Annotated in this window: 22 protein-coding genes; 9 read left to right on the top strand and 13 right to left on the bottom strand. The window is 68.8% G+C overall.

What is annotated here, in order from left to right:
• Window positions 1-24 precede the first annotated feature (24 nt).
• Complete coding sequence (locus G6N60_RS25960; protein WP_179969821.1) at window positions 25-885, top strand: DNA-3-methyladenine glycosylase family protein; 861 nt, start codon at window positions 25-27, stop codon at window positions 883-885.
• Here the strand turns inward: G6N60_RS25960 and G6N60_RS25955 are convergent.
• Window positions 882-1,529, bottom strand: coding sequence for a DUF2461 domain-containing protein (locus tag G6N60_RS25955; RefSeq protein WP_163742790.1), 648 nt, complete (start codon window positions 1,527-1,529; stop codon window positions 882-884). The two genes, G6N60_RS25960 and G6N60_RS25955, sit on opposite strands and share 4 nt — an antisense overlap.
• Window positions 1,530-1,607: 78 nt before the next feature.
• On the opposite strand from G6N60_RS25955, the gene G6N60_RS25950 reads away from it, so the two are divergent.
• The 4 genes from G6N60_RS25950 (at window position 1,608) to G6N60_RS25935 (ending at window position 8,932) form a co-directional block, all read left to right on the top strand.
• On the top strand, window positions 1,608-2,165 hold the full coding sequence (locus G6N60_RS25950) for a Dps family protein (RefSeq protein ID WP_163742789.1): 558 nt from the start codon (window positions 1,608-1,610) through the stop codon (window positions 2,163-2,165).
• A 165-nt stretch (window positions 2,166-2,330) separates the two neighbouring features.
• Complete coding sequence (locus G6N60_RS25945) at window positions 2,331-2,489, top strand: hypothetical protein (protein ID WP_163742788.1); 159 nt, start codon at window positions 2,331-2,333, stop codon at window positions 2,487-2,489.
• 367 nt (window positions 2,490-2,856) lie between these two features.
• A complete protein-coding gene (gltB, locus tag G6N60_RS25940; RefSeq protein WP_163742787.1) occupies window positions 2,857-7,473 on the top strand; it encodes a glutamate synthase large subunit in 4,617 nt (1,538 codons plus the stop codon).
• On the top strand, window positions 7,466-8,932 hold the full coding sequence (locus G6N60_RS25935; RefSeq protein WP_163742786.1) for a glutamate synthase subunit beta: 1,467 nt from the start codon (window positions 7,466-7,468) through the stop codon (window positions 8,930-8,932). Before gltB ends, G6N60_RS25935 begins: the two co-directional genes overlap by 8 nt.
• 364 nt (window positions 8,933-9,296) lie before the next feature.
• On the opposite strand, the gene G6N60_RS25930 is transcribed toward G6N60_RS25935, so the two are convergent.
• Genes G6N60_RS25930 through G6N60_RS25915 form a run of 4 tightly spaced genes read right to left on the bottom strand, consistent with a single transcriptional unit; the run spans window position 9,297 to window position 13,680 of the window.
• Complete coding sequence (locus G6N60_RS25930) at window positions 9,297-10,250, bottom strand: DMT family transporter (RefSeq protein ID WP_163742785.1); 954 nt, start codon at window positions 10,248-10,250, stop codon at window positions 9,297-9,299.
• On the bottom strand, window positions 10,247-11,242 hold the full coding sequence (locus G6N60_RS25925) for an N-acetylglucosamine kinase (RefSeq protein WP_163742784.1): 996 nt from the start codon (window positions 11,240-11,242) through the stop codon (window positions 10,247-10,249). The genes G6N60_RS25930 and G6N60_RS25925 overlap by 4 nt, the downstream gene beginning before the upstream one ends.
• A complete protein-coding gene (locus G6N60_RS25920) occupies window positions 11,235-12,374 on the bottom strand; it encodes an SIS domain-containing protein (protein WP_163742783.1) in 1,140 nt (379 codons plus the stop codon). Before G6N60_RS25920 ends, G6N60_RS25925 begins: the two co-directional genes overlap by 8 nt.
• Window positions 12,367-13,680: a D-tagatose-bisphosphate aldolase, class II, non-catalytic subunit gene (locus tag G6N60_RS25915; protein ID WP_163742781.1), complete on the bottom strand. Its 1,314-nt coding sequence runs from the start codon at window positions 13,678-13,680 to the stop codon at window positions 12,367-12,369. Before G6N60_RS25915 ends, G6N60_RS25920 begins: the two co-directional genes overlap by 8 nt.
• Window positions 13,681-13,778: 98 nt before the next feature.
• On the opposite strand from G6N60_RS25915, the gene G6N60_RS25910 reads away from it, so the two are divergent.
• Window positions 13,779-14,564: a DeoR/GlpR family DNA-binding transcription regulator gene (locus tag G6N60_RS25910; protein ID WP_163742779.1), complete on the top strand. Its 786-nt coding sequence runs from the start codon at window positions 13,779-13,781 to the stop codon at window positions 14,562-14,564.
• A gap of 6 nt (window positions 14,565-14,570) precedes the next feature.
• Here the strand turns inward: G6N60_RS25910 and G6N60_RS25905 are convergent, their stop codons facing one another.
• Both G6N60_RS25905 and G6N60_RS25900 read right to left on the bottom strand, forming a co-directional pair.
• The gene (locus tag G6N60_RS25905) at window positions 14,571-15,416 is read right to left on the bottom strand and encodes an LLM class F420-dependent oxidoreductase (RefSeq protein ID WP_163742777.1); all 846 of its coding nucleotides are present in this window, start codon (window positions 15,414-15,416) and stop codon (window positions 14,571-14,573) included.
• 51 nt (window positions 15,417-15,467) lie between these two features.
• Entirely contained in the window at window positions 15,468-15,803 is a 336-nt protein-coding gene (locus tag G6N60_RS25900) for a ribbon-helix-helix domain-containing protein (protein WP_246241322.1), read from the bottom strand.
• 337 nt (window positions 15,804-16,140) lie between these two features.
• Here G6N60_RS25900 and G6N60_RS25895 point away from each other — a divergent pair, with 337 nt between their 5' ends.
• On the top strand, window positions 16,141-17,151 hold the full coding sequence (locus tag G6N60_RS25895; protein WP_163742775.1) for a PHP domain-containing protein: 1,011 nt from the start codon (window positions 16,141-16,143) through the stop codon (window positions 17,149-17,151).
• Here the strand turns inward: G6N60_RS25895 and dinB are convergent.
• Together dinB and G6N60_RS25885 are read right to left on the bottom strand one after the other, a co-directional pair.
• Window positions 17,148-18,356: a DNA polymerase IV gene (gene dinB / locus G6N60_RS25890; protein WP_163742772.1), complete on the bottom strand. Its 1,209-nt coding sequence runs from the start codon at window positions 18,354-18,356 to the stop codon at window positions 17,148-17,150. The two genes, G6N60_RS25895 and dinB, sit on opposite strands and share 4 nt — an antisense overlap.
• A gap of 95 nt (window positions 18,357-18,451) precedes the next feature.
• Complete coding sequence (locus tag G6N60_RS25885; protein ID WP_163742770.1) at window positions 18,452-19,090, bottom strand: TetR/AcrR family transcriptional regulator; 639 nt, start codon at window positions 19,088-19,090, stop codon at window positions 18,452-18,454.
• A 76-nt stretch (window positions 19,091-19,166) separates the two neighbouring features.
• Between G6N60_RS25885 and G6N60_RS25880 the strand changes: the two genes are divergently transcribed.
• Window positions 19,167-20,636 carry a flavin-containing monooxygenase gene (locus G6N60_RS25880; RefSeq protein ID WP_163742768.1) on the top strand — a complete coding sequence of 490 codons (1,470 nt, stop codon included), beginning with the start codon at window positions 19,167-19,169 and terminating at the stop codon, window positions 20,634-20,636.
• A gap of 82 nt (window positions 20,637-20,718) precedes the next feature.
• On the opposite strand, the gene rraA is transcribed toward G6N60_RS25880, so the two are convergent.
• The 4 genes from rraA to G6N60_RS25860 all read right to left on the bottom strand — a co-directional run bounded on the left by rraA (window position 20,719) and on the right by G6N60_RS25860 (window position 23,174).
• Window positions 20,719-21,201, bottom strand: a complete 483-nt coding sequence (gene rraA / locus G6N60_RS25875) for a ribonuclease E activity regulator RraA (protein ID WP_163742766.1) — start codon at window positions 21,199-21,201, stop codon at window positions 20,719-20,721.
• Window positions 21,198-21,659 carry a hypothetical protein gene (locus G6N60_RS25870; protein ID WP_163742764.1) on the bottom strand — a complete coding sequence of 154 codons (462 nt, stop codon included), beginning with the start codon at window positions 21,657-21,659 and terminating at the stop codon, window positions 21,198-21,200. Before G6N60_RS25870 ends, rraA begins: the two co-directional genes overlap by 4 nt.
• 105 nt (window positions 21,660-21,764) lie before the next feature.
• Window positions 21,765-22,421 carry a DUF6474 family protein gene (locus tag G6N60_RS25865; RefSeq protein ID WP_163742762.1) on the bottom strand — a complete coding sequence of 219 codons (657 nt, stop codon included), beginning with the start codon at window positions 22,419-22,421 and terminating at the stop codon, window positions 21,765-21,767.
• A gap of 63 nt (window positions 22,422-22,484) precedes the next feature.
• The gene (locus G6N60_RS25860; protein ID WP_163742760.1) at window positions 22,485-23,174 is read right to left on the bottom strand and encodes a hypothetical protein; all 690 of its coding nucleotides are present in this window, start codon (window positions 23,172-23,174) and stop codon (window positions 22,485-22,487) included.
• 4 nt (window positions 23,175-23,178) lie between these two features.
• Here G6N60_RS25860 and G6N60_RS25855 point away from each other — a divergent pair, with 4 nt between their 5' ends.
• Window positions 23,179-23,652 (top strand): hypothetical protein, encoded by a 474-nt coding sequence (locus G6N60_RS25855; RefSeq protein ID WP_163742758.1) that lies wholly within the window; start codon window positions 23,179-23,181, stop codon window positions 23,650-23,652.
• The last annotated feature ends 6 nt before the right edge of the window (window positions 23,653-23,658 follow it).

Below are 23,658 nucleotides of genomic sequence, written 5' to 3'. Positions count from 1 at the left end.
TTCGCCGGGCCCGCCAGCCCGACGATGACGCTGTCCCCGCAGCGCCGCGGTCCCGGTGATCCCTGCTATCAACTCGTCGACGGCGCGATCTGGAAGACCAGCCTGCTGCCGAGCGGGCCGGTGACCGCGCGGATCGACCGCGTCGGCGCGCGCACCGTGACGTGCGAGGCGTGGGGCGACGGCAGCGCCGAGTTCCTCGACCGGCTGCCCGCGTTGCTCGGTGCGTTCGACGACGCGGCGGCATTCACGCCCGCGGAACCGACCATCGCCGCGGCCCATCGCCGCGTCCCCCATCTGCGCCTCGGGCGCACCGACCGCGTGCTGGAGGCGTTGGTGCCGGCGGTGCTGGAGCAGCGGGTGGCGGGCAAGGACGCCTTTCGTGCGTGGCGGTTGCTGGTCACCAAGTTCGGCGCTCCGGCGCCAGGTCCGGCTCCCGAGCGGATGCGGGTCCCACCGCCCGCCGATGTATGGCGCCGCATCCCGTCCTGGGAGTTCCACCTCGCGAACGTCGACCCGGGCCGCGCCAGGACCGTGGTCGGCTGCGCGCAACGGGCCGACGCCCTGGAGCGGTTGTCGGCGCGACCGCCGGAGGCGGCACGGTCGGCGCTGATGACCCTGCCCGGTGTCGGGGTGTGGACGGCGGCGGAGGTCGCCCAGCGCGCGTGGGGTGACGCCGACGCCCTGTCGATCGGCGACTACCACCTGTCCAACGTGATCGGGTCGACTCTGCTCGGGCATCGGATCGACGACGACGAGATGGTCGAACTGCTGGAGCCGCTGCGTCCGCATCGCTACCGGGCGGTGCGCCTCCTCGAGGTCAGCGGCATGGCGCGCAACCCGAAATTTGATGCGCGCCAAGCAATTCCGAACCTGCGCGCGATCTAGTCGCCGAGGCGTTCGGCGACCCACTCGACGAGTGACCGAGTGGCCTTCCAGTCCGCGCGGACCGCGTCGAGGAGATCCGCGGTGTGGATGATCGGGTCGAAGCCGTAGTCCCTGCTGACCGTCAGGGTGCGGTGCCGCAGGAGCTCGATGCGGGGATGGTCGGCGTCGTAACCCCGGGGTGAGGTCTTCAGTCGGTCACCGCCGACGGTGAAACCCGCCCGCACCAGCTTGGCCAGGATCTTCTCCAGCCGGTCCCCGGTGAGCTCGTTGGCGATCGACGCCCGGATCCGGGCGAGGTCCGCCGAGCTCGCATCGTAGAAGCCCGCCCCGGTGCGCAGGCCGCGCGCCGCGATCTCGACGTACCACCCGCAGGTACGCCCGACCGCGACGTACGCCCCCTGGTGCGTCTTGTACGGCGTCTTGTCCTTCGCGAACCGGACGTCGCGGAATGGCCGGAACACCTTGCCCGTGCCGAAGTCCGGCTCGAGCGCCGCGATCAGGGCGGTCATCGGCGCCTTGACGCTGGTCTGATAGACGGATTCGTGGGCCTTCCAGAAGGACTTGGTGTTGTCGACCTCGAGATCGTCGTAGAAGTCGAGCGCGGCCTCGGGGAACCCGTCGAATCCCGGTGCGATCTCGCTCACGCACCGAGCCTAACGGGGTGTAGGTCGCGGCGGACCCGGGTACGGCACTAGGCAAGCAAGCAAAGAGGAGGCAGTTCCATGGCAGGTTTCACCATTCCCGGGATCTCGGAGAAGGACGCCCTCGAGGTGGCCAATCTCCTGCAGAAGCAACTCAGCACCTACAACGATCTCCACCTGACGCTCAAGCACGTGCACTGGAACGTGGTGGGCCCCAACTTCATCGGCGTCCACGAGATGATCGATCCGCAGGTCGAGCTCGTGCGCGGCTACGCCGACGAGGCCGCCGAGCGCATTGCCGCGTTCGGGGTGTCGCCGCAAGGCACTCCCGGCGCCATCATCAAGGACCGGACGTGGGACGACTACTCGGTCGGCCGGGACACCGTCCTGGCGCACCTGTCCGCTCTCGACCTGGTCTACACCGGAGTCAACGAGGACACGCGCAAGGCGATTCACACCCTCGAGGACCTCGACCCGGTGTCGCAGGACATGCTCATCGGCCACGCCGCGGAACTCGAGAAGTTCCAGTGGTTCGTGCGTGCGCACCTCGAGAACGCCGGCGGCGAGCTGGCCAACGAGGGTGCCTCCACCGAGAAGTCGGCAGCGCGTTCGGTCAAGGAAGACACACCCGCGCAGTAACCATCCATAGATTCGGACCCGCATTCCCGTCAGGGGTGCGGGTCCGTTTCGTTGTGGGCCGTTGGGTCCCGAGGTTGCGGCGGCGCTGCCGTCTGAGAGATAGGTCTCGTGCCCGACGGGCTCCGTGGGCTGGCGCGCGTCCGCCGCGTCGGTCGGCACCGCAGAGTGACGCTCGAAAACGCCTGCAGCACAACCACCTTCGACGACGAGCAGATCCAGGAGCCGGTTGTCGCCGTCGCCGGCCGGGCGCAGCCGCCCCAGGCGACCGCCGGCCCGGTGTCTAAGAATCCGATCAGGCTTTTCAGCAAACAACTGATTCCGTAGACAACCACATCGAGACCGTGCAAAACGCGGACAGCAAACAACTGACCGGCACTGGCGCAAATGTGCGTCGCAGGGGTGCCCAGACCCTTTACGGGGGCGCGTCACCACTACGGCACGGCCGCAAGTGTTTTCGTCATCACGAACTGCTGTCGCGCCACGGCCCGAATCAGACTGTGCAGCCCGTGGTTAGGTCGTACTAAGTTGGCATGTCAGGCGGGGTTTGTCATATCGTTTCAAGCATTCGAGGCGAGTGGGGCAGTCCCGTCGTTCAGTGCTGCACGCAGACACTCCGTCGCCCGCCGGCAGTGGCCGTCCCAGACGGTCGCCAGCATCAGGCGTTCATGACGGTGTGAAGGGGCAGGTGGGAATGGCGCCCAGCAACCAGGGGTCCGGGCAGGGCCAGGCGCAGGGGTTGTACAACCCGGCGTACGAGCACGATTCCTGCGGTGTCGCGATGGTTGCCGACATGCACGGGCGGCGCAGCCGCGACATCGTCGACAAGGCCATCACCGCGCTGCTCAACATGGAGCACCGCGGCGCTCAGGGCGCCGAGCCCAACACGGGCGACGGTGCGGGCATCCTGCTGCAGGTGCCCGACGAGTTCCTGCGCGCGGTCGTCGACTTCGAACTGCCCGAGCCGGGCAGCTACGCCACGGGCATCGCCTTCCTGCCGCAGTCGTCCAGGGACGCCGCGGCCGCCTGCGAGCAGGTGGCCAAGATCGTCGAGGCCGAGGGCCTGACGTTCCTCGGCTGGCGTGACGTGCCGATCGACGACTCCTCCCTCGGGGCGCTGGCGCGCGACGCGATGCCGACGTTCCGGCAGGCGTTCATCGGCGGCGCGTCGGGCATGGATCTGGAGCGGCGGGCGTACGTCATCCGCAAGCGGGCCGAGCACGAGCTGGGCACCAAGGGTCCGGGCCAGGACGGTCCCGGCCGCGAAACCGTATACTTCCCAAGCCTTTCCGGTCAGACGTTCGTCTTCAAGGGCATGCTGACCACGCCGCAGCTGAAGGCGTTCTACCTCGACCTGCAGGACGAGCGGCTCACCAGCGCGCTGGGCATCGTGCACTCGCGGTTCTCGACCAACACGTTCCCGTCGTGGCCACTGGCGCACCCGTTCCGCCGCGTCGCCCACAACGGTGAGATCAACACCGTCACCGGCAACGAGAACTGGATGCGGGCGCGTGAGGCCCTCATCAAGACCGACGTCTTCGGTAGCCACTCCGACGTCGACAAGATCTTCCCCGTCTGCACGCCGGGCGCCTCGGACACGGCCCGCTTCGACGAGGTGCTCGAGCTGCTGCACCTCGGCGGCCGCAGCCTGCCCCACGCGGTGCTGATGATGATCCCCGAGGCGTGGGAGCGGCACGAGTCCATGGACCCGGCCCGCCGGGCGTTCTACGAGTACCACTCGTCGCTGATGGAGCCGTGGGACGGACCCGCCGCGGTCTGCTTCACCGACGGCACCGTGATCGGCGCCGTGCTGGACCGCAACGGTCTGCGCCCCTCGCGCATCTGGGTGACCGACGACGGTTTGGTCGTGATGGCGTCGGAGGCCGGCGTGCTCAACCTCGACCCGTCGACGGTCGTGCGCAAGATGCGCCTGCAGCCGGGCCGCATGTTCCTGGTGGACACCGCGCAGGGCCGCATCGTCTCCGACGAGGAGGTCAAGGCCGAGCTCGCCGCCGCGCAGCCGTACCGAGAGTGGCTCGAGGCGGGCCTGTTCCACCTCGGCGACCTGCCGCCCGGTGACTACGTCCGGATGCCGCACAACCGCGTCGTCCTGCGTCAGCAGGCGTTCGGGTTCACCTACGAGGAACTCAACCTGCTCGTCGCGCCGATGGCCCGCACGGGCGCCGAGGCGCTGGGCTCGATGGGCACCGACACCCCGGTCGCCGTCCTGTCCGCGCGGCCGCGGATGCTCTACGACTACTTCCACCAGCTGTTCGCCCAGGTGACGAACCCGCCGCTGGACGCCATCCGCGAGGAGGTCGTCACCAGCCTGCAGGGCACCGTCGGCCCGGAGGGCGACCTGCTGAACCCGAACGCGGACTCCTGCCGGCAGATCGTGCTGCCGAACCCGATCCTGCGCAACGCCGAGCTGTCCAAGCTCATCTGCGTCGACCCGGACCACGAGATCCGCGGCCACAAGCACGGTCTGCGGGCCGCGGTCATCCGCTGCCTCTACCCGGTGGCGCGCGGCGGGCAGGGACTCAAGGAGGCCGTCGACGACGTGCGCGCCAAGGTGTCGGCCGCCATCCGCGACGGCGCCAGGATCATCGTGCTGTCCGATCGCGAGTCCAACGAGTCGCTGGCGCCGATCCCGTCGCTGCTGAGCGTCGCCGCCGTGCACCACCACCTGGTCCACGACCGCACCCGCACGCAGGTCGGCCTCGTCGTCGAGGCGGGTGACGCCCGCGAGGTGCACCACATGGCTGCCCTGTGCGGCTTCGGCGCGGCGGCGATCAACCCCTACATGGCGTTCGAGTCCATCGAGGACATGTGCGACCGCGGCGTCATCGCCGACATCTCCAGCGACCAGGCCAAGGCCAACTACACCAAGGCCGCGGGCAAGGGCGTGCTGAAGGTGATGTCGAAGATGGGCATCTCCACGCTGGCGTCCTACACCGGCGCGCAGCTGTTCCAGGCCATCGGCATCAGCCAGCAGGTGCTCGACGAGTACTTCACCGGCCTGTCCTGTCCCACCGGCGGCATCGACCTCGACGACATCGCCGAGGACGTCGCGGCCCGCCACGCGCTGGCCTACCTGGACCGGCCCGACGAGCGCGCGCACCGCGAACTCGAGGTCGGCGGCGAGTACCAGTGGCGCCGCGAGGGTGAGTACCACCTGTTCAACCCGGACACGGTCTTCAAGCTGCAGCACGCGACCCGCACCGGCCAGTACTCGATCTTCAAGGAGTACACCAAGCTGGTCGACGACCAGAGCGAGCGCTTCGCGTCGCTGCGTGGTCTGTTCACCTTCCGTACCGGTGACGACGCCCTGCGACCACCTGTTCCCATCGACGAGGTCGAGCCTGCGACGGAGATCGTCAAGCGCTTCTCGACCGGCGCGATGAGCTACGGCTCGATCTCGGCCGAGGCGCACGAGACGCTCGCGATCGCGATGAACCGCCTCGGTGGCCGCTCCAACTCCGGTGAGGGCGGCGAGAACGTCAACCGCTTCGCCTACGACGAGAACGGCGATTGGCGCCGCAGCGCCATCAAGCAGGTCGCGTCGGGCCGCTTCGGGGTGACGAGCCACTACCTGACGAACTGCACCGACATCCAGATCAAGATGGCCCAGGGTGCGAAACCCGGTGAGGGCGGCCAACTTCCGGGTCACAAGGTGTATCCGTGGGTGGCCGAGGTCAGGCACTCCACGCCGGGCGTCGGCCTCATCTCGCCGCCGCCGCACCACGACATCTACTCGATCGAGGATCTCGCACAGCTGATCCACGATCTGAAGAACGCCAACCCCAGCGCCCGCGTGCACGTGAAGCTGGTGTCGGAGAACGGCGTCGGCACCGTGGCGGCGGGCGTGTCGAAGGCGCACGCCGACGTGGTGCTCATCTCCGGGCACGACGGCGGCACCGGCGCCACCCCGTTGACGTCGCAGAAGCATGCCGGCGCACCCTGGGAGCTGGGTCTGGCCGAGACGCAGCAGACGTTGCTGCTCAACGGACTTCGCGACCGCATCGTCGTGCAGGTCGACGGCCAGCTGAAGACCGGCCGCGACGTCGTCGTGGCGGCGCTGCTCGGCGCCGAGGAGTTCGGGTTCGCGACGGCTCCGCTGGTGGTCGCGGGCTGCATCATGATGCGGGTGTGTCACCTCGACACGTGCCCGGTCGGCGTGGCGACCCAGAACCCGCTGCTGCGGGAACGCTTCACGGGCAAGCCGGAATTCGTCGAGAACTTCATGATGTTCATCGCCGAAGAGGTCCGGGAACTCATGGCGCAGTTGGGTTTCCGCACGATGAACGAGATGGTCGGCCAGGTCGGCGCATTGAACACCGCGCGGGCGGCCGAACACTGGAAGGCCCACAAGCTGGACCTGTCGCCGGTGTTGCACGAACCGAACTCGGCGTTCATGAACCAGGACCTGTACTGCAGTTCGCGTCAGGACCACGGTCTCGACAAGGCGCTCGATCAGCAGCTGATCGCCCAGAGCCGCGAGGCGATCGACCACGGCACCCCGGTGCGGTTCTCCACGACGATCGCGAACGTCAACCGCACGGTCGGCACCATGCTGGGTCACGAACTCACCAAGGTGCATGGGGGGCAAGGCCTTCCGGACGGCACCATCGACATCACGTTCAACGGCTCGGCAGGCAATAGCTTCGGGGCGTTCCTGCCCAAGGGCATCACGCTGCGGGTGTACGGCGACGCCAACGACTACGTCGGCAAGGGTCTGTCGGGCGGACGCATCGTGGTGCGGCCGTCGGACGACGCGCCCGCCGACTTCGTCGCCGAGGACAACATCATCGCGGGCAACGTCATCCTGTTCGGCGCGACCAGCGGGCAGGCGTTCCTGCGCGGTCAGGTCGGCGAACGCTTCGCGGTGCGCAACTCCGGTGCCCACGCGGTGGTCGAGGGCGTCGGCGACCACGGTTGCGAGTACATGACGGGCGGCAAGGTGGCCATCCTCGGCCCGACCGGCCGCAACTTCGCCGCAGGCATGTCGGGCGGTATCGCGTACGTGTACGACCTGCACGGCACGCTGAACGACAACCTCAACGCCGAGATGGTCGATCTGGAGCGCCTCGACGCCGACGACGTCGACTGGCTGCAGGGCATGCTCGTCGCGCACGTCGACGCCACGGATTCCGCCGTGGGTCGACGGGTGCTGTCCGACTGGGAGTCTCAACTGAAGCACTTCGTGAAGGTGATGCCGCGCGACTACCGGTCGGTGCTCACCGCGATCGCCGAGGCCGAACGCAATGGCGAGGACGTCGATACCGCGATCATGGCGGCGGCTCGTGGCTGACCCGCGCGGCTTCCTCAAGTACACCCACCGCGAGACGCCTCAGCGCCGCCCGGTGCCGCTGCGCCTGCGCGACTGGAACGAGGTCTACGAGGACTTCTCCCACGACGCGCTGCGCGACCAGGCCGCCAGGTGCATGGACTGCGGTATTCCGTTCTGCCACAACGGATGTCCGCTGGGCAACCTGATCCCGGAGTGGAACGACCTGGTCTTCAAGGACCGCTGGCGCGAGTCGATCGAGCGGTTGCACGCCACGAACAACTTCCCCGAGTTCACCGGGCGGCTGTGCCCGGCGCCGTGTGAGGCGTCGTGCGTGCTCGGCATCAACCAGGACCCGGTGACGATCAAGCAGGTCGAGGTCGAGATCATCGACAACGCCTTCGACAACGGCTGGGTGGTCCCGCTTCCGCCGGACCGCCTCACCGGCAAGAAGGTCGCCGTCGTCGGGTCCGGACCGGCCGGCCTGGCTGCCGCGCAGCAGTTGACCCGGGCCGGGCACACCGTCACGGTGTTCGAGCGGGCCGACCGCATCGGCGGACTGCTCCGCTACGGCATCCCCGAGTTCAAGATGGAGAAGCGCCACATCGACCGTCGGCTCGAGCAGATGCGGGCCGAGGGCACGCACTTCCGTGCCGGGGTCAACGTCGGCGTCGACGTCACGGCTGCGCAGCTGCGGCTCAACTACGACGCCGTCGTGCTCTGCGGTGGTGCCACCGCGTTCCGCGACCTGCCGATCCCCGGTCGTGAACTCGCGGGCATCCACCAGGCGATGGAGTACCTGCCGTGGGCCAACCGCGTGCAGCAGGGCGACGACGTCCTCGGCGACGACGGCGAACCGCCGATCACGGCGAAGGGCAAGCGCGTCGTCATCATCGGTGGCGGTGACACCGGCGCCGACTGCCTCGGCACCGCGCACCGCCAGGGTGCGGTCAGCGTCCACCAGTTCGAGATCATGCCGCGGCCGCCCGAGGAACGCGCCGACTCGACGCCGTGGCCGACCTACCCGCTGATGTACCGGGTGGCCTCCGCCCACGAAGAGGGCGGCGAGCGCGTGTTCTCGGTCAACACCGAGGAGTTCGTCGGGTCCAACGGTCACGTCGAGCGCCTCAAGGTGCACGAGGTGGAGATGCAGAACGGCAAGTTCGTCAAGGTCGAGGGCAGTGACTTCGATCTGGATGCGGACCTGGTGCTGCTCGCGATGGGCTTCGTCGGGCCGGAGAAGCCCGGTCTGCTCACCGACCTCAGCGTCGAGCTGACCGATCGCGGAAACGTGGCGCGCAACAAGGACTTTCAGAGTTCCGTGCCGGGCGTCTTCGTGGCGGGCGACATGGGCCGCGGTCAGTCGCTGATCGTCTGGGCGATCGCCGAGGGCCGGGCCGCCGCCGCGGGCGTCGACCGCTACCTGATGGGTCAGACGGCGCTCCCGGCGCCGATCAAGCCGACGGCTGCACCCCAGCGCTAGGTCTCATTAGCCACTTCAGTCACACCAGAAACATCTGATCTTTTTGCGGCGCGCCTTCGCGTGTTAGCCAGATCACAGGTGTCTAATGGTCCCCGGGGTTCGTGCGCTAGTGTGGGCCCACGGTGATGCCAGACGCCAACCGCAGGAGTTGACACCGTGTACAGCAATCCGATCGTTCGGTCTCGAATGGGCCGTATCGCCTGGTCGATGCTTCGTTATCCCGTTCGCAACCGTGACTATCCCGCCAAGCTCGAACGGCTGGTGACGGCGGACGAGCTCGTCCGCTACGGCTTCTGAGTCGCCCGGTTCGAACCGCAATCATCGCCCGCGATAGTTTGCCGCGGCGATTACGTCGCGCGAGGGTTCAGGCCCGGCTCTTCGGCTCGGCCGCAGCCGGATCCAGGACGGCCTCGGTGAGGGCCTCTCCGCGCTTCTCGTCGCTGTAGACCATGAGCGTCGAACCGACCAGGGCCAGCACGATGCCTGCCGCACCGTAGGGGCTCGGGAGGGTCTGGTAGGCGATCAGCGACACCACGATCGTCAGCGCAGGCGCCAGCGCATTCGTGGTCGGCGCCACGATCGAGGCCTTGCCGCGGCTGAGCGCCATCACCAGGAACAGCGCGCCGACGGCGTTGAGCAGCTGCGTGCCGGCCGTCAAAGCCGGTGCCTGCCAAGGGAAGTCGGTGGGGATGCCACCGAGGGAGAACAGCGCGACGGGAATCAGTGCCAGCCCGCTGATGGCCATCCACCCGAACGTGGTGGCGTCGTTGACCCCGATCGTGGCGGTCTTTCGCATGAAGTAGGCCTGCACGCCCCATGCCACACAGACCAGGATCGCCAGCGGCAGCCACGGTCCCTTCGAGACGTCGGAGTCGCCACTGGTGATGCTGAACAGCACGATGGCGGCCAACGCCGCGATCAGCCCGACGACCGCCAGACCCGACACCCGTTCGCGCAGCAGCACCATCGCCATCACGACGGTGATCGCCGGGGAGATCGAGACGATCGGGAAGATGAGGTAGGCGGGTCCCATCGTCAGCGCCTGGAACAGCAGCAGCTGACCACCCGCGCCGGTGAGCCCGATGAGCAGGCCGTAGGCGGCGGCGCGCGGGCGCCGGTCGAAGCGCTGCCCGCGCAGCGCGAACACCGCGGGGATGATCATGGTCAGCGCCCAGATGCTGTAGATCATCTCGTCCGGGTAGCCGTACTTCGTGGAGGGCAGCGCGGAGAACGCGCCCCACACGCCCCAGAACAGGATCAGCAGCGTGGCGTAGAAGATCCAGCTGCGGGTGTGGCCGGCGGTCGGGTTCGTGGTCATGGTGTCTTCACCTCTCGAGAACTGGCGGGCGTGGTGGCGAGTTGGTGCACGGCTTCCGGGCTGAGCGGATGGCCGGTGAGCTTGGCCGCGTAGAGCGCGGCGCCGACCGCGGGGTCGAGCAGCGGCCGCCGTACGTCGTAACCGCCTGCGCGCGAACCGAGTTCGGCGAGGAAGGTGGCGAGGAAGCCGGGATCGGAGAACATCCCCCCGGAGTAGGACACCGGCACGGTGTCGGACTCGGTGAAACCGACCAGCGCCCTGGTGGTCTCGATCAGCGCGACCAGTTCGGCCGCGGCCGCGCTCAGGATGCCGACCGACACGGGGTCCCCGTCGCGGGCGGCGTGACAGACGGTGGTGGCCAGGGCGGCGATGGAGCTGCGGTTGCCCTTCCACGTGTCGATGACCAGGCTGACGGCGTCGAGATCGCCGGCCAGCTGCAGCCGGTCGCGCAGGTGCTCGTAGAGCGGACTGCGGGGCCTGCGGCCGTCGCTCATCCGGCTGAATGCGTTGAGCCCCTGCGTCGCCACCCAGTACGCCGAACCCTCGTCGCCGAACAGTTCGCCCCAGCCGCCGACGCGGTGACCGACGCCGGCGCGCTCGCCGTAGGTCATCGACCCGGTACCGCTGATGACGTTGATGCCGTCCGCGCCCGCCAGAGAGCCGGCCCATCCGCACACCATGTCGTTGTCGCAGCCGTAACGGTCGTGTCCGAGCACGCGGCCGGGGACGGCGTCGAGCTTGGCGACGTCGGCACTGGCCTCCCCGTAGCCGGGGATGCCGAAGAACGCGCCGTCGATGTCGGAGCGGTCGATGCCGGCCTGCTCGCAGATGGCGGAGATGCCCTGCGCGAGAACGCGTTCGACGACGTCGAACCCGTCGTTGAAGTAGTACGACGTCGGTGCGGTCGCGCGGGCCAGCACCACCCCGTCCGCATCGACGAGGACGAACGCGGTCTTCGATCCGCCCCCGTCGACGCCCAGAAACCTAGGCATGTCCGTCCCCGTCCATCGGGTGGATGGTGACGCCCTTGACGACGCGGCTGACCTCGCCCGACGGGAACGGATCGTCCGGCGTCTTGCCGTATTCGAGGGACGTGAACAGCGCCAGGTACTGCGCGAACACCAGATAGGGCAGCGCGACCAGGGCGTCGTCTAGCCCGTCGAGGCCGGGCAGCACGACGGCGGGTCCGAGGGCGGCGGGGATCGGTGCGGTGCTGAGCACGGTGACGGCGTCCTGCCCCAGCTGCGCGCGGATCTCGGCGACGATGTCGAGGTCGTAGAGCCGGGTGTGCGGATCGGTCGACAGGTACACCACGACGAGGGTGTCCGCGTCGAGCACCGACTTCGGGCCGTGCCGGAAGCCCAGCGGGGAGTCGTAGTACGTCACGACCTCACCGGCCGTCAGCTCGAGGAGCTTGAGGGCCGATTCCCTGGCCAGTCCCTGCAGCGGGCCGCTGCCCAGGTAGACGAACCGCTGGCGCTTGGTCTGGGCGAGCGCCCGGGCATCGGCCTTGCGGTTGATGACGAATTGTGCTGCGCGCGCCAGTGTTTCGCCGTCGTCGGCCCTGGCCGGCCCGAGCAGCAGGAGACACGACAGCAGCATCGAGGTCAGGCTCGACGTCATCGCGAAGCCGACGTCGTTGGTGCGCTCCGGCATGTCGACGACGAGGGAGTTCGCCCGACCCCGGTGGGCGCGCCCGAGCTGCCCGTCGCGATCGCAGGTCAGCACCAGATGCCAGACGTCGTGCACGAGTTCGTCGGCGAGCACCGTGGTCGCCAGGCTCTCGGGGCTGTTGCCCGACCGGCCGAACGACACCAGCAGCGTGGGGACGTCGGGTTCCAGGTAGTCGCGCGGGGACGCGACGATGTCGGTGGTGGCGATGGCCTCGACGCGTCGGCCGAGGTGGCGCCGCAGCGCCGGTGCGGCAATCTCGCCCGCAAAGGCCGAACTGCCTGCGCCCGTGAGGATCACGCGCAGATCGGGACGATCCAGCACATCGCGCAGGAACGTCGTCGCGCTCTCGGTGATGCCGGTGGCGACCTCGCGCCACGCACCGGGCTGCTGTTCGATCTCGAGAATCGTGGCGCCGCCGTCTGCTTGGGCGGGGACGGGGGTGTTAGTCATGAACCTCTCCAGTGCTGCGGCACGCGTGAGCGTAGGGACGTAGGGCGTCGCGGACCCGGTCGAGGACCAGGGTCTGCGGGGTGGGGGTGAGCTCGCCGGCCCGGACCCGGTGGTACTGGTCGGGTAGGAACTGGCTGATCAGCGGCAGCGGGATGCCCACGCGATCGAGGTTGTCCAGCAGCGTCTTTCGCGCCGCTTCGACCTCGGGGTCGGCCCAGTAGTAGCGCAGTCGGTCGCTGTAGCTGTAGCGACGGGCGACGCGCTGGGCGAGCGCATCACCGGTGTAGTACCCCTCCCAGTAGCCGGGCTCGGCGAGCATCCTGCGCTCGACGACGTCGACGAGATGGGATCGCAGGGCGGTCTCGACGAGTTCGTTCTCGATCATCGCCAGCGCGAACAGCGCCTCGCGCATCGCGAACGTCAGGCCGGGGCCGACCTTGAGGATCGCCCAGTGGTCCTCGACGAGCTCCCGAAGACGTTCTGGCCGTTGATAATCGGTGGAGTGTGCCTCGAAGACGAGTCCCTCGCCGTCCAGGACCCGGCGCAGTTCGGCGGTCGCCGTCCTGTCGTAGTCGATGACCTGCTGGTGGTCGAATTCGACGCCGGGCTGCACCACCAGGGCGATCACCCGCGGCCAGACTGACTCGAGCCCGAGCTCGGCGAAGGCGGTCCGGTGGGCGGCGATGGTGGTGCGGGCGCGATCGGCCGGGGTGGGCACGAGCTGGCCGAGGGTCTCGTGGGCGCCGCCGGGCACGGGCACCTCGGTGCCGATCACGTAGACCGGGGCCGTTTCAACGCGCCGCGCGCTGTCCTCGGCGACCCGCAGCAGCCGCGCCGAGCGGCTCGCGACGATCTCGTCGGGCAGGACGTCGGGGTCGTCCGCGCAGGACATGCTGCAGTCGAGGTGGATCTTGCGGTACCCGGCCTCGACGTAGGCCGCGATCAGCACCTCGGCCTTCTGCATTGCCGCATTGGATGATTCACCCTGCCAGCGGTTGGGTCCGAGGTGGTCGCCACCGAGGACGACCCGGTCGCGGGGAAAGCCCCGCTCGTCGGCGATGCGGTGCACCAGGTCGCGGAAGTCGGCGGGCCGCAGCCCGGTGTAGCCGCCGAACTGGTCGACCTGATTGGACGTCGCCTCGATCAGCACGTAGCCGCCGTCGGCCGCGGCCTGGTCGATGGCGGCCTGCACCACGGTGGGATGCGCCGAGCACACCGAGTAGACGCCCACCGGTTGGCCGAGTCGATGGCGCGCGATGGTGTCGGCCAGTCGGTCGACTACCGGTGCGTGTGACGTGGGGGACATCGTTCGATCATGAGAAGCTCGCTCAAAGCGCGCAATGCATGGCGCCAAAGCGATCAGGAAAACTGATCGCGGCCACCATCGTCTGAGGGAGTTCCGCGATGTCGATCAAGCGCACGGACCGGATGCGCGAGGTGCTCTCACGGCTGCGCGACCGGGGCGAGGTGGCGTCCCAGGTGCTGTGCCGGGAGCTCGGCGTCTCGCCGGCGACGTTGCGACGCGACCTCGCCGACCTCGAAGAACAGGGCCTGCTGCTGCGGACCCACGGCGGCGCGAGGGCCCTCGATCCGAGCGGCAGCGAGATCCCGGTCCGGTTGCGCGACCACCGCATGGTCGCGATCAAGCGCCGGATCGCCCAGCATGCCGCCGCGCTGGTGCCGGCGGGACCGCAGGCCGTGGCGCTCACTGGCGGCGTCACGACCGGCGAGGTGGCCAGATCGCTCAAGGGCCGCGCGCACATGACGATCGTGACGAACTCGCTGACGATCGCCGCGGACTGCGCGGTCGACGCCCACCTGAAGGTGATCATCACCGGCGGGCTGGTGCGCGCCAACTCCCTGGAGGCCGTCGGCCCCATGTCCGAGCACGCGTTTCAGGTCATCACCGTCGGGACCGCCATCCTCGGCGCCGACGGGATGTCGGCCGAGATCGGCGCGACGACGTTCGACGAGGCCGAGGCCCGCACCGCCATCGCCATGGCGGCCAATGCCCAGCGCGTCGTCGTCGCCGTGGACGGCTCCAAGATCGGCAAGGTGACCCTGGCGAAGATGGTGCCGCTCAGCCGGATTCACCATCTGGTGACCGACTCCACGGCGAACGACGAACAGCTGCAGGCGATTTCGGCAGCGGGCGTACGCGTCCACGTGGTGGACGTCGCCGGGGTGTGACGGGGCTTAGGTCAGCCCGGAGTCGCGAATGGCCTCGGCCAGCGGCTCCAGCACGGCCGGGTCGTACGGCGGCGGCAGGTAGATGATCGCCAGATCGAGGCCCTCCTTGCCGAGCGCGCCGGCGTCGGCGACCACCTTCGCGTAGTCGCGGTCCTCGCCGAGCCGCACGTGGGCCGAGAGGGTGATCTCCTTGGGATCGCGGCCGATGTCGGCGCAGCGGGCGTGCAGCACGTCGCGCTTGTGCGCGAACTCCTCCGGGGTGCCACCGACGAAGTTCCAGTGGTCGGCGTACTTCGCCGTCAACGGCAGGGTGCGCTTCTCGCCGCTGCCGCCGATGCAGATCGGCGGGTGCGGCTGCTGCGGGCCCTTCGGCTCGTTGCGCGCGTCCTTGAGCTGGTAGTACTTGCCGTCGAACGTCGTCGTCTCGTTGGTGAGCAGGCTGGTCAGCACCTCGCACGCCTCCTCGAAGCGGTCGAAGCGCTCCTTGATGCTGCCGAGTTCGATGCCGTAGGCGCCGGATTCCTCCTCGTTCCAACCCGCACCGATGCCGAGCTCGAGGCGGCCGTGGGAGATGACGTCCAGCGCGGCGGCCATGTTGGCCAGCACTGCCGGGTGCCGGTAGTGGATGCCGGTGACGAGCACGCCGACGCGCAGGCGCTTGGTGGCCTGCGCCAGCGCGGTCAGCGTGATCCACCCCTCCAGGCAGGGCCCGGTGGAGTCGGAGAAGATCGGATAGAAGTGGTCGAACGTCCAGCCGGACTCAAAGACGTCGATGTCGTCGGCGGTCTGCCAGATCGGCAGCATCTCGTCCCAGGTGGTGTTCTGCGGTGAGGTCTTGAAGGCGAATCGCACTCTGTCGAGCCTAGCCCCGGATCCTGGACGGCGCCCGGAAGCGACGTCGACTCACCTCGTCAGGTATTCGATGAGTGCGCGGCGCATCGTTTCGCCTCGGCTCACGCCGTCGATCGCGGCGCGTTCGTCCACCAGCGCGGCCAAGTCGTCTGGCAGGCGCACGGAGAACGTGCTCGAGGCCTCCGGTCCAATCGATGGCCTGCCCCGGCGGCGCAGCTTCTCCTCTGGGATGCCCTCTTCGGCTTCGGTCACCAACCGGTCGATGGTGGCCTCGTCCACATCCGCGTGACCCATCGGCTTGATCATCCAGCTCGCGGGCTGCACCGGAGTAGGGCGCGAATTGTCGGCCGAATTCTTCGCACCGGCCTTGTTGGTTTGCTTGGCCATGATCAATGTCCGCTTCGAGCTCGCAGGGCTTTCGACAATTCAGATGAGCGTGCCTTCATGCAGTGAATCACCAGATCACCGCGGGCGGTATGCAGCACGATCAACTCCAATAGGGTGGCGTCGGGGGCGAACCCAAACACCCAGGTGCGAGGCGGGTCGTCGTCGACTACGTCGTAGTCGATGTGTACGTGCTCCAGTGCGTGAAGGATGTCACCCTCGGAGTACCCCCGCTTGAGCGCCGAGGAATGGACCCTTGCTCGATCCACGCCGAATATCGTAACACGAAAATAGCGCCGCCCCCGGCGCCGCGTCGCCCCCTAGCTGACACACTGGACCCATGGATCCGGTGACGGCGCTGCGTCAGATCGCCTACTACAAGGACCGCGCCCGCGAGGACTCGCGCCGCGTGATGGCCTACCGCAACGCCGCGGACGTCGTCGAGCGCCTCGACGACGCGCAGCGCGAGAAACACGGCAAGGCCAACAGCTGGAAGTCGCTACCCGGCGTCGGGCCGAAGACCGCGACCGTGATCGCCCAGGCCTGGGCCGGCCGCGAACCGGACGCTCTCGTCGAATTACGTTCGGCAGCACAAGATCTCGGTGGCGGGGAGATTCGCGCCGCGCTCAAGGGTGACCTGCATCTGCACTCCAACTGGTCCGACGGATCGGCGCCGATCTCGGAGATGATGGCCGCCGCGAAGGCCCTCGGCCACGAATACTGTGCGCTGACCGACCACTCGCCACGGCTGACCGTCGCGAACGGCCTGTCACCGGAGCGGTTGCGCGAACAGCTCGACGTCATCGACGAACTCCGAGAAACGTTCGCGCCCATGCGCATTCTGACCGGCATCGAGGTCGACATCCTCGACGACGGCAGCCTCGACCAGGAGGACGAGCTGCTCGAGCGGCTCGACGTCGTGGTGGCCAGCGTGCACTCCAAGCTGAAGATGGACGCGCCCGCGATGACGCGCCGCATGGTGGCCGCGGTATCGGGCGGCCAGGCCGACGTGCTCGGCCACTGCACCGGCAGGCTCGTCGAGGGCGGCCGGGGCACCAGGCCCGAGTCCACGTTCGACGCCGAGAAGGTCTTCACGGCCTGCCGCGACCACGGCACCGCCGTCGAGATCAACTCCCGGCCCGAACGCCGCGACCCGCCGACACGCCTGCTGAGGATGGCGTTGGAGATCGGTTGCGACTTCTCCATCGACACCGACGCCCACGCCCCGGGGCAGCTCGACTTCCTCGGGTACGGCGCCCAGCGCGCGCTCGACAACGACGTGCCCGTCGATCGCATCGTCAACACCTGGCCGGTGGAAAGGCTTCTGGCGTGGACGAATTCGCGACCCTAGTCGGGAAGCGTCGGCATCTCGAGGCCGGGGTCGCGGCCGAGGAGCACCCCGCGCGTCAGTGAGCCGTTGCCGAAGCGCTGGCGCACCTCGTCGACGGCGGAGTCCAGCGCGAGCCGATCCGGTTCGGCGTCGAACGACAGCTCCAGCTGCTGGGCGCCCTCGCGGTCGATGTTGGACACCGCGAACCCGACGAGCGTGAGGCCGCGCTCGGCGATCAGCGGTGCGGCGGCGGCGACGAGGGCCCTTGCGGCCGAGAGGATGACGTCGGTGGCGGCCGTCGCGCGCGGCAGGGTGTGGGAGCGGGTGACGCGGCTGAAGTCGTCGAAGCGCAGCCGCAGCACGACGGTGCGTCCGGTTCGGTCGGACTTGCGCATCCGGCGCGTGATGCGGTCGACGAGGTTGACCACGACGGCGTCGATCTCACTGTCGGACATGGTGTTTCCCGCCCGGCCGAGTGCCCGCTGCGCACCCACCGAGCGGCGCCGCACGCCGGTGACGACGCGTCGGCGATCGATGTTGTGCGATAGCGCGAACAGCTGGTGCCCCATGCCACCGCCGACGATCGAGCCGAGCATCGACTCGCTGAGTTCGGCGACGTCGGCGACGGTGCGGATGCCGTGCGCGTGCAGCTTGTCGGCGGTCTTGGCGCCGACCCCCCAGAGCCGGCGCACGGGCAGCGGGTGCAGGAACTCCAGCTCGCGATCGGGCGGCACGAGGAGCAACCCGTCGGGCTTGGCCTCCTGGCTCGCCACCTTGGCGAGGAACTTGGTGCGCGCGATGCCGACGGTGATGGGCAGCCCGACCTCGTCGAGCACGCGCTCGCGGAGCCGGGCGCCGATCTGAACGGGTGTGCCCGACACCCGGCCCAGACCGCTGACGTCGAGGAACGCCTCGTCGACCGACAGTGGCTCGACCAGGGGAGTGGTGTCGTGGAACACCTCGAAGACCGCCGCGCTGGCCTCGGAGTAGGCCGCCATCCGCGGCGGCACCACGATGGCCTGCGGACACAGCATCTTGGCCTGCCGTCCGCCCATCGCGGTACGCACCCCGAAGGCCTTCGCCTCGTAGCTCGCCGCGAGCACCACACCGCCGCCGACGATCACCGGCCTGCCGCGCAGCGAACGGTCATCGCGCTGCTCGACCGACGCGTAGAACGAGTCGAGGTCGGCATGCAGGATGTCCGCTGCGTCGGATGACACGAACACATGTTCGCATGCCCGTGCGACGAGGAGGGTGCCGAGACTGAATCTGGCGACGAAGATCGCCGTCAAACGTCGTCGGGTTCAGTCTCGCGAGGGGCCTACTGCGCCGCGCCGTAGATGCTGGTCATCCAGATGTGGACGAGCGTGTCCAGCACGCGCTCGGCGGGGATCGACGGCACCTCTCCCGCGAATGACGTCAGCATGACCTTCTCGTTGAGCAGGTTCAGGGCGGTCGACAGCTCGACCGCGGGCAGCGTCTGTGGCGCCGCGCCGCGGGCCCGCTCGACGTCGATGATGGCGGCGCTGTGGGTCACCCACTTCTGCATGAATCGCGACCAGAGTTCGCTGATCTCCTCGGTGGCCCGCGACCGCTCGGCGGCCAGGGAGACCGCGCGGTGGGTGCCGAACGTTCGGACGAAGACGTCGATGCCGTGCCGCCACAGCGCCTTGGGTTCGGCGGGCGGATCGGCGGTCAGCGCCTCCAGCGCGGAGTCTGCCTCGATGATCACGCGCTCGAACAGCGCCAGCAGCACGGCTTCCTTGGAGGGGAAGTAGAAGTAGAACGTGGGCCGCGAGAGTCCGGCGCCCTTGGCCAGGTCGTCGACGGAGATGTCGGCGAACTTCTTGTCTGCCAGCAGCCGTTCGGCGGTCGCGAGAATGGCGGCCTCGCGGTCGTCGCCGGACGGGCGGGTCGAACGGCGGGCTCGTCCGGACTTGGCCGCACTGGTCGTGGTCACGGCGTTGACTTTACTGCATGTCGAATTTTTCAACACACTGTTGACCAATTCAACACGCTGTTGATAACGTGTCGCCATGACCGAACACCTCGACGTTCTCATCGTGGGCGCTGGCATCTCCGGCATCAGCGCCGCCTGGCACCTGCAGAATCGTTCGCCCTCGAAGACCTACGCCATCCTCGAACGACGCGAGAACATGGGCGGTACCTGGGACCTGTTCAAGTACCCCGGCATTCGCTCCGACTCCGACATGTTCACCCTCGGCTTCCGCTTCAAGCCGTGGACGTCGGCCAAGTCGATCGCCGACGGCCCGTCGATCCTGAACTACATCAAGGAAGCCGCCGCCGAGAACGGCATCGACCAGAAGATCCGCTACCGCCACCAGGTGACTGCCGCGGAGTGGTCCGACGCCGACAACCACTGGATCGTCACCGTCGACACCGGCACCGAGGAGAAGACGCTCACCTGCTCGTTCCTCTTCGCCACCACCGGCTACTACAACTACGACCAGGGCTACTCGCCGACGTTCCCCGGCGCCGAGGACTTCGCGGGCACCATCGTGCACCCGCAGCACTGGCCCGAGGACCTCGACTACACGGGCAAGAAGATCGTAGTGATCGGCAGTGGCGCAACGGCTATCACACTCATCCCGTCACTGGTCAAGGGTGGCTCCGGCCACGTGACGATGCTGCAGCGCTCGCCGTCCTACATCGGCGCGCTGCCCGCCGTCGACCCCATCGCCGAACAGGTCAACAAGTACCTGCCGGAGAAGGCCGCGCACTTCGTCAACCGCTGGAAGGCCATCATCTTCAGCACCGCGCAGTACCAGCTCGCGCGCAAGTTCCCGAAGTACATGCGCAAGACACTGCTCACCATGGCGCAGCGCCGACTGCCCGAGGGTTATGACGTCGAGAAGCACTTCGGCCCGCGCTACAACCCGTGGGACGAGCGACTCTGCTTGGCGCCCAATGGCGATCTGTTCAAGACCATTCGCAGCGGCGATGCCGACGTCGTCACCGACACCATCGACACGTTCGTCCCCGAGGGCATCAAGCTCAGCTCCGGTGAGGTGCTCGAGGCCGACATCATCGTCACCGCAACGGGTCTCAACCTGCGCCTGTTCGGCGGCGCGGCGATCCGGCGCAACGGCGAGCCCGTCGACCTGACGAAGTCGATGTCCTACAAGGGCATGATGCTGTCGGGCATGCCCAACATGGCGTTCACCATCGGCTACACCAACGCGTCGTGGACGCTGAAGGCCGACCTGGTGTCCGAATTCGTCTGTCGCGTCCTCAATTACATGGACGCCAACGGTTTCGACACCGTCGTGCCCGAGCACCCCGGCAACTCCGTCGACGAGCGCCCGCTGATGGACTTCACCCCCGGCTACGTGCTGCGGGCGCTCGACGAGCTGCCCAAGGCCGGCTCCAAGGCGCCGTGGAAGCTCAAGCAGAACTATCTGCTCGACGTCCGCATGATCCGCCAGGGCAAGGTCGACGACGAAGCGCTGCACTTCACCAAGCACCGCGCGCCCGTCGGGGTTTAGTCCCTCCCGCGAACAGACGCAAAGGGCCCTGAATCACGGCGATTCAGGGCCCTTTGCGTCTGTTCGCGGTGAGGGGGCGGCGTTAGGGGGCGACGACCACGATGCCGTCGTCGTCGCAGTAGGCGATCTCGCCGGGATTGAACGTCACCCCGCCGAACGTCACCGGCACATCGCGGTCGCCCGCGCCGGTCTTGCCGCCCTTGCGCGGGTTGGTGCCGAGCGCCTTGATGCCGATGTCCATCGTGCGCAGCGTGGCCGCGTCGCGGACCGCGCCGTGCACGATCAGGCCCGCCCATCCGTTCTGCACGCCGAGTCCGGCGATGACGTCACCGACGAGCGCGGTGTGCAGCGAACCGTCGCCGTCGATCACCAGCACACCGCCGTCACCGGGTTCGGAGAGGATCGACTTCAGCAGGGCGTTGTCCTGGAAGCAGCGCACGGTGGTGATGGGCCCGGCGAACGACGTCGTCGCGCCGAAGTTCTGCAGCTGCAGGTCGCAACTCCGCACGTCGGGATGGATGTCGTCGACCAGATCGGCGGTGGCGCGGGGGGCGACGGCGGTCATGACTCGTCCGAGCTACGTCGGACCAGGAGCACCACCAGGATCGCCAGAACACCCGCGGCGACGGCGGCGGCAATCGGCAGTCGCGACGGCTCGGGACCCGGCGTCGGGATGGCGGTCGGCGCACTGGCCACGGCCGACTTCGCCAGTGCGGCAGCCTCCTTGGCGGGTGAGGGAGCGGAGCCCTCACCATCGACCGGGGCGACGGCCTCGGGTTTGGCGGCGACGGGCGGCGGAGTCGGAGCGGCCTGCGGGGGTGTCGCCTTGGCGGGCGCCTTCTTGGCGGGCGCCTTGGCCGGTGCCTTCTTCGCCGGCGCGGCCTTCTTCGCCGCCGCCTTCTTCGCTGGCGCGGCCTTCTTCGCGGGGGCCTTCTTGGCCGGTGGCGGGGGCGTGGGGACGGCGCCCGCGTCCGGCGACTGATCGGTGGGCGGCACGCCCGGTCGATCCCGTTCGTCGGCCATGGTGGCTGCTCCTTTGCACTCGACAGAGGTGCCCATCATGCCATCCGGTCGACGTAGCCAACCGGTGACGGCTGACGCCGACGGTCTAGGCCGGGGCCCGGAGGATCAGAGCACGCCGAGGCGGGCGACGAGATCAGCGTCGACCCCGTCGAGTTGCTCGGCGATCGCCGTGTGGGCGGCCCGTCGGCGCGGCGTCGGCATATTCTCCGCAGCCGTGACGGCCGCGGACAGATCGCGCAGCCGGTCGGTCATGGCCGCGACGAACTGCTTGGTCTCGGCGTCCTTCGGCTTCTTCGCCGCCACCTGCGCCAGGGTCTGCTCTGCTCCGGCGATGCGGGCCGAGAGCGCGCCCCCGACCCCGGAGTACTGCCCGACCTGACTCAGCGGCACGCCGAGCTGGTCAGCGCGTCGCTCGTCGATGAAGCCGCGGGCGGCGATGGCGACGCGGTAGGCGACCGGCACCACGACGGGCGCCAGCATGCGCGCGATCGTGAAGGTTCGGCGAATGCGCGTCGGGGACAGCAGCTTTCCCTCGCGCACCGCCTTGAGCTGCGTTTCAGCAACCTTGATGGCCGCTCGGTCGCTGGCCCGCTGCGCCTTGAGGCCCGCCTTGAGCGCCTTGACCTCGCGCTTGCTCTCGGCCTTGATGCGGCGGGTCTCGTTCCGTGCCGAGAGCCGGGCCTCCAACTTGGCCTTGGCCTTGATGGCCTTCGCTTCCGCGCGCCGGGTGGCCCGGCTCTTACGCCGTGTGAACACGCCCATCCCGGCTGCCTCCCGGTATCTCGTCGCAATCTGGTGATCGCGGCCGCTCTGTTGCAGCCAACCCTAATGCCGGTCGCGCCGACATCCCGTTCCGCCCCGTCCGAACGAAGTCGGTTCAGCGCTCCAGCAAACAATAGCGCCGCCCTGTGCGAGAATTGCGCCGGACGGGTGACGCCGCAATGCCGGCGCCACCGACGCAGCCTCGGTGGCACGGTGAGGGGTGGTGCGCATGGCGACGCAGATGCGCATCGCGGCGGCGACCTGCATGGTCATGTCCGGCCTGATCATCGGCGGTACCGGAGCCGCTCTTGCCTTTGCCGACCCCGATCCCGGACATTCCGCGGAAACGGGTGCCGGGCAGGCCGGGCAGCCGGACGGGGGAGCGGGCGCACCGGCCACGGCGCACGCCTCCACACCTCTTAAGACCGCGTCGCCCACCACGGCCACAGTGTCCCAGAGTTCGGTCACCACGCGGTCGACCGTCTCCCCCAGCAAATCTTCTGCCACGAATACCAAGACACCGTCGCAAACCACGCCGGTGGCAACTGGCGAAGAAGGATCCCCGTCGAGCGCGACGTCGAGCCAGCCCCCGACCAGCGCGACGACGAGCCAGGACCCGACCACCACGCCGCGCACCACGTCACCCAGCACGCCGCCCACCACGACGCCGACCACGACGACGGGCGCGCCGGCGCCGGGGGGCCCGTCCACGTCCACGGGCACCGGAAACGGTCGCGGCGGAATCGGCGCCATCGGCGTGCCGACGGTCCTGCCGCCGCTGCAACTCCCGGGCCTCCCGGCAGCGCCGCCGCTGCCTGCCGTCGTGCCCGAATTCGCCACGCCCGCAATCGAATTGCCGCTCGCACTCCCGGTTCCCGTGCCGCCGGTCGGGGCCCCGGGAGGCGCACCCGGACAGGTGCTGGCACCGCAACCGCCGTCGGCTCGCCCGACGCCGGGCCGTCCGGAGATCACGAGCCCACCGGCGCAGCAGGGGGTTCCGCCGCCGTCCCCGGCCGCGATCGGTGCGAGCGATCGGGTCCTCCCCCCGTCCTACCGGGCCGGTTACGGCGACTACCTGCGGACCGCGGGCGTCGGACGGATGGCCGCGGTCGCGGTCCCCGGAGTCACCGGGATCCTCGCGCTCACCGGCGCCGGCGGCCTCGTCGGCTACCGACAGGCCCGGGCTGGGCGCCTGGTGCGGGTAAACGGAACGTCACGCTTCACCGGTTGAGGGGAT

The organism is Mycolicibacterium madagascariense (genome assembly GCF_010729665.1).
In the GTDB taxonomy this organism is placed as follows: domain Bacteria; phylum Actinomycetota; class Actinomycetes; order Mycobacteriales; family Mycobacteriaceae; genus Mycobacterium; species Mycobacterium madagascariense.
The sequence above is the reverse complement of the archived record's forward strand: the minus strand, read 5'-3'. Positions and strand labels throughout refer to the sequence as shown.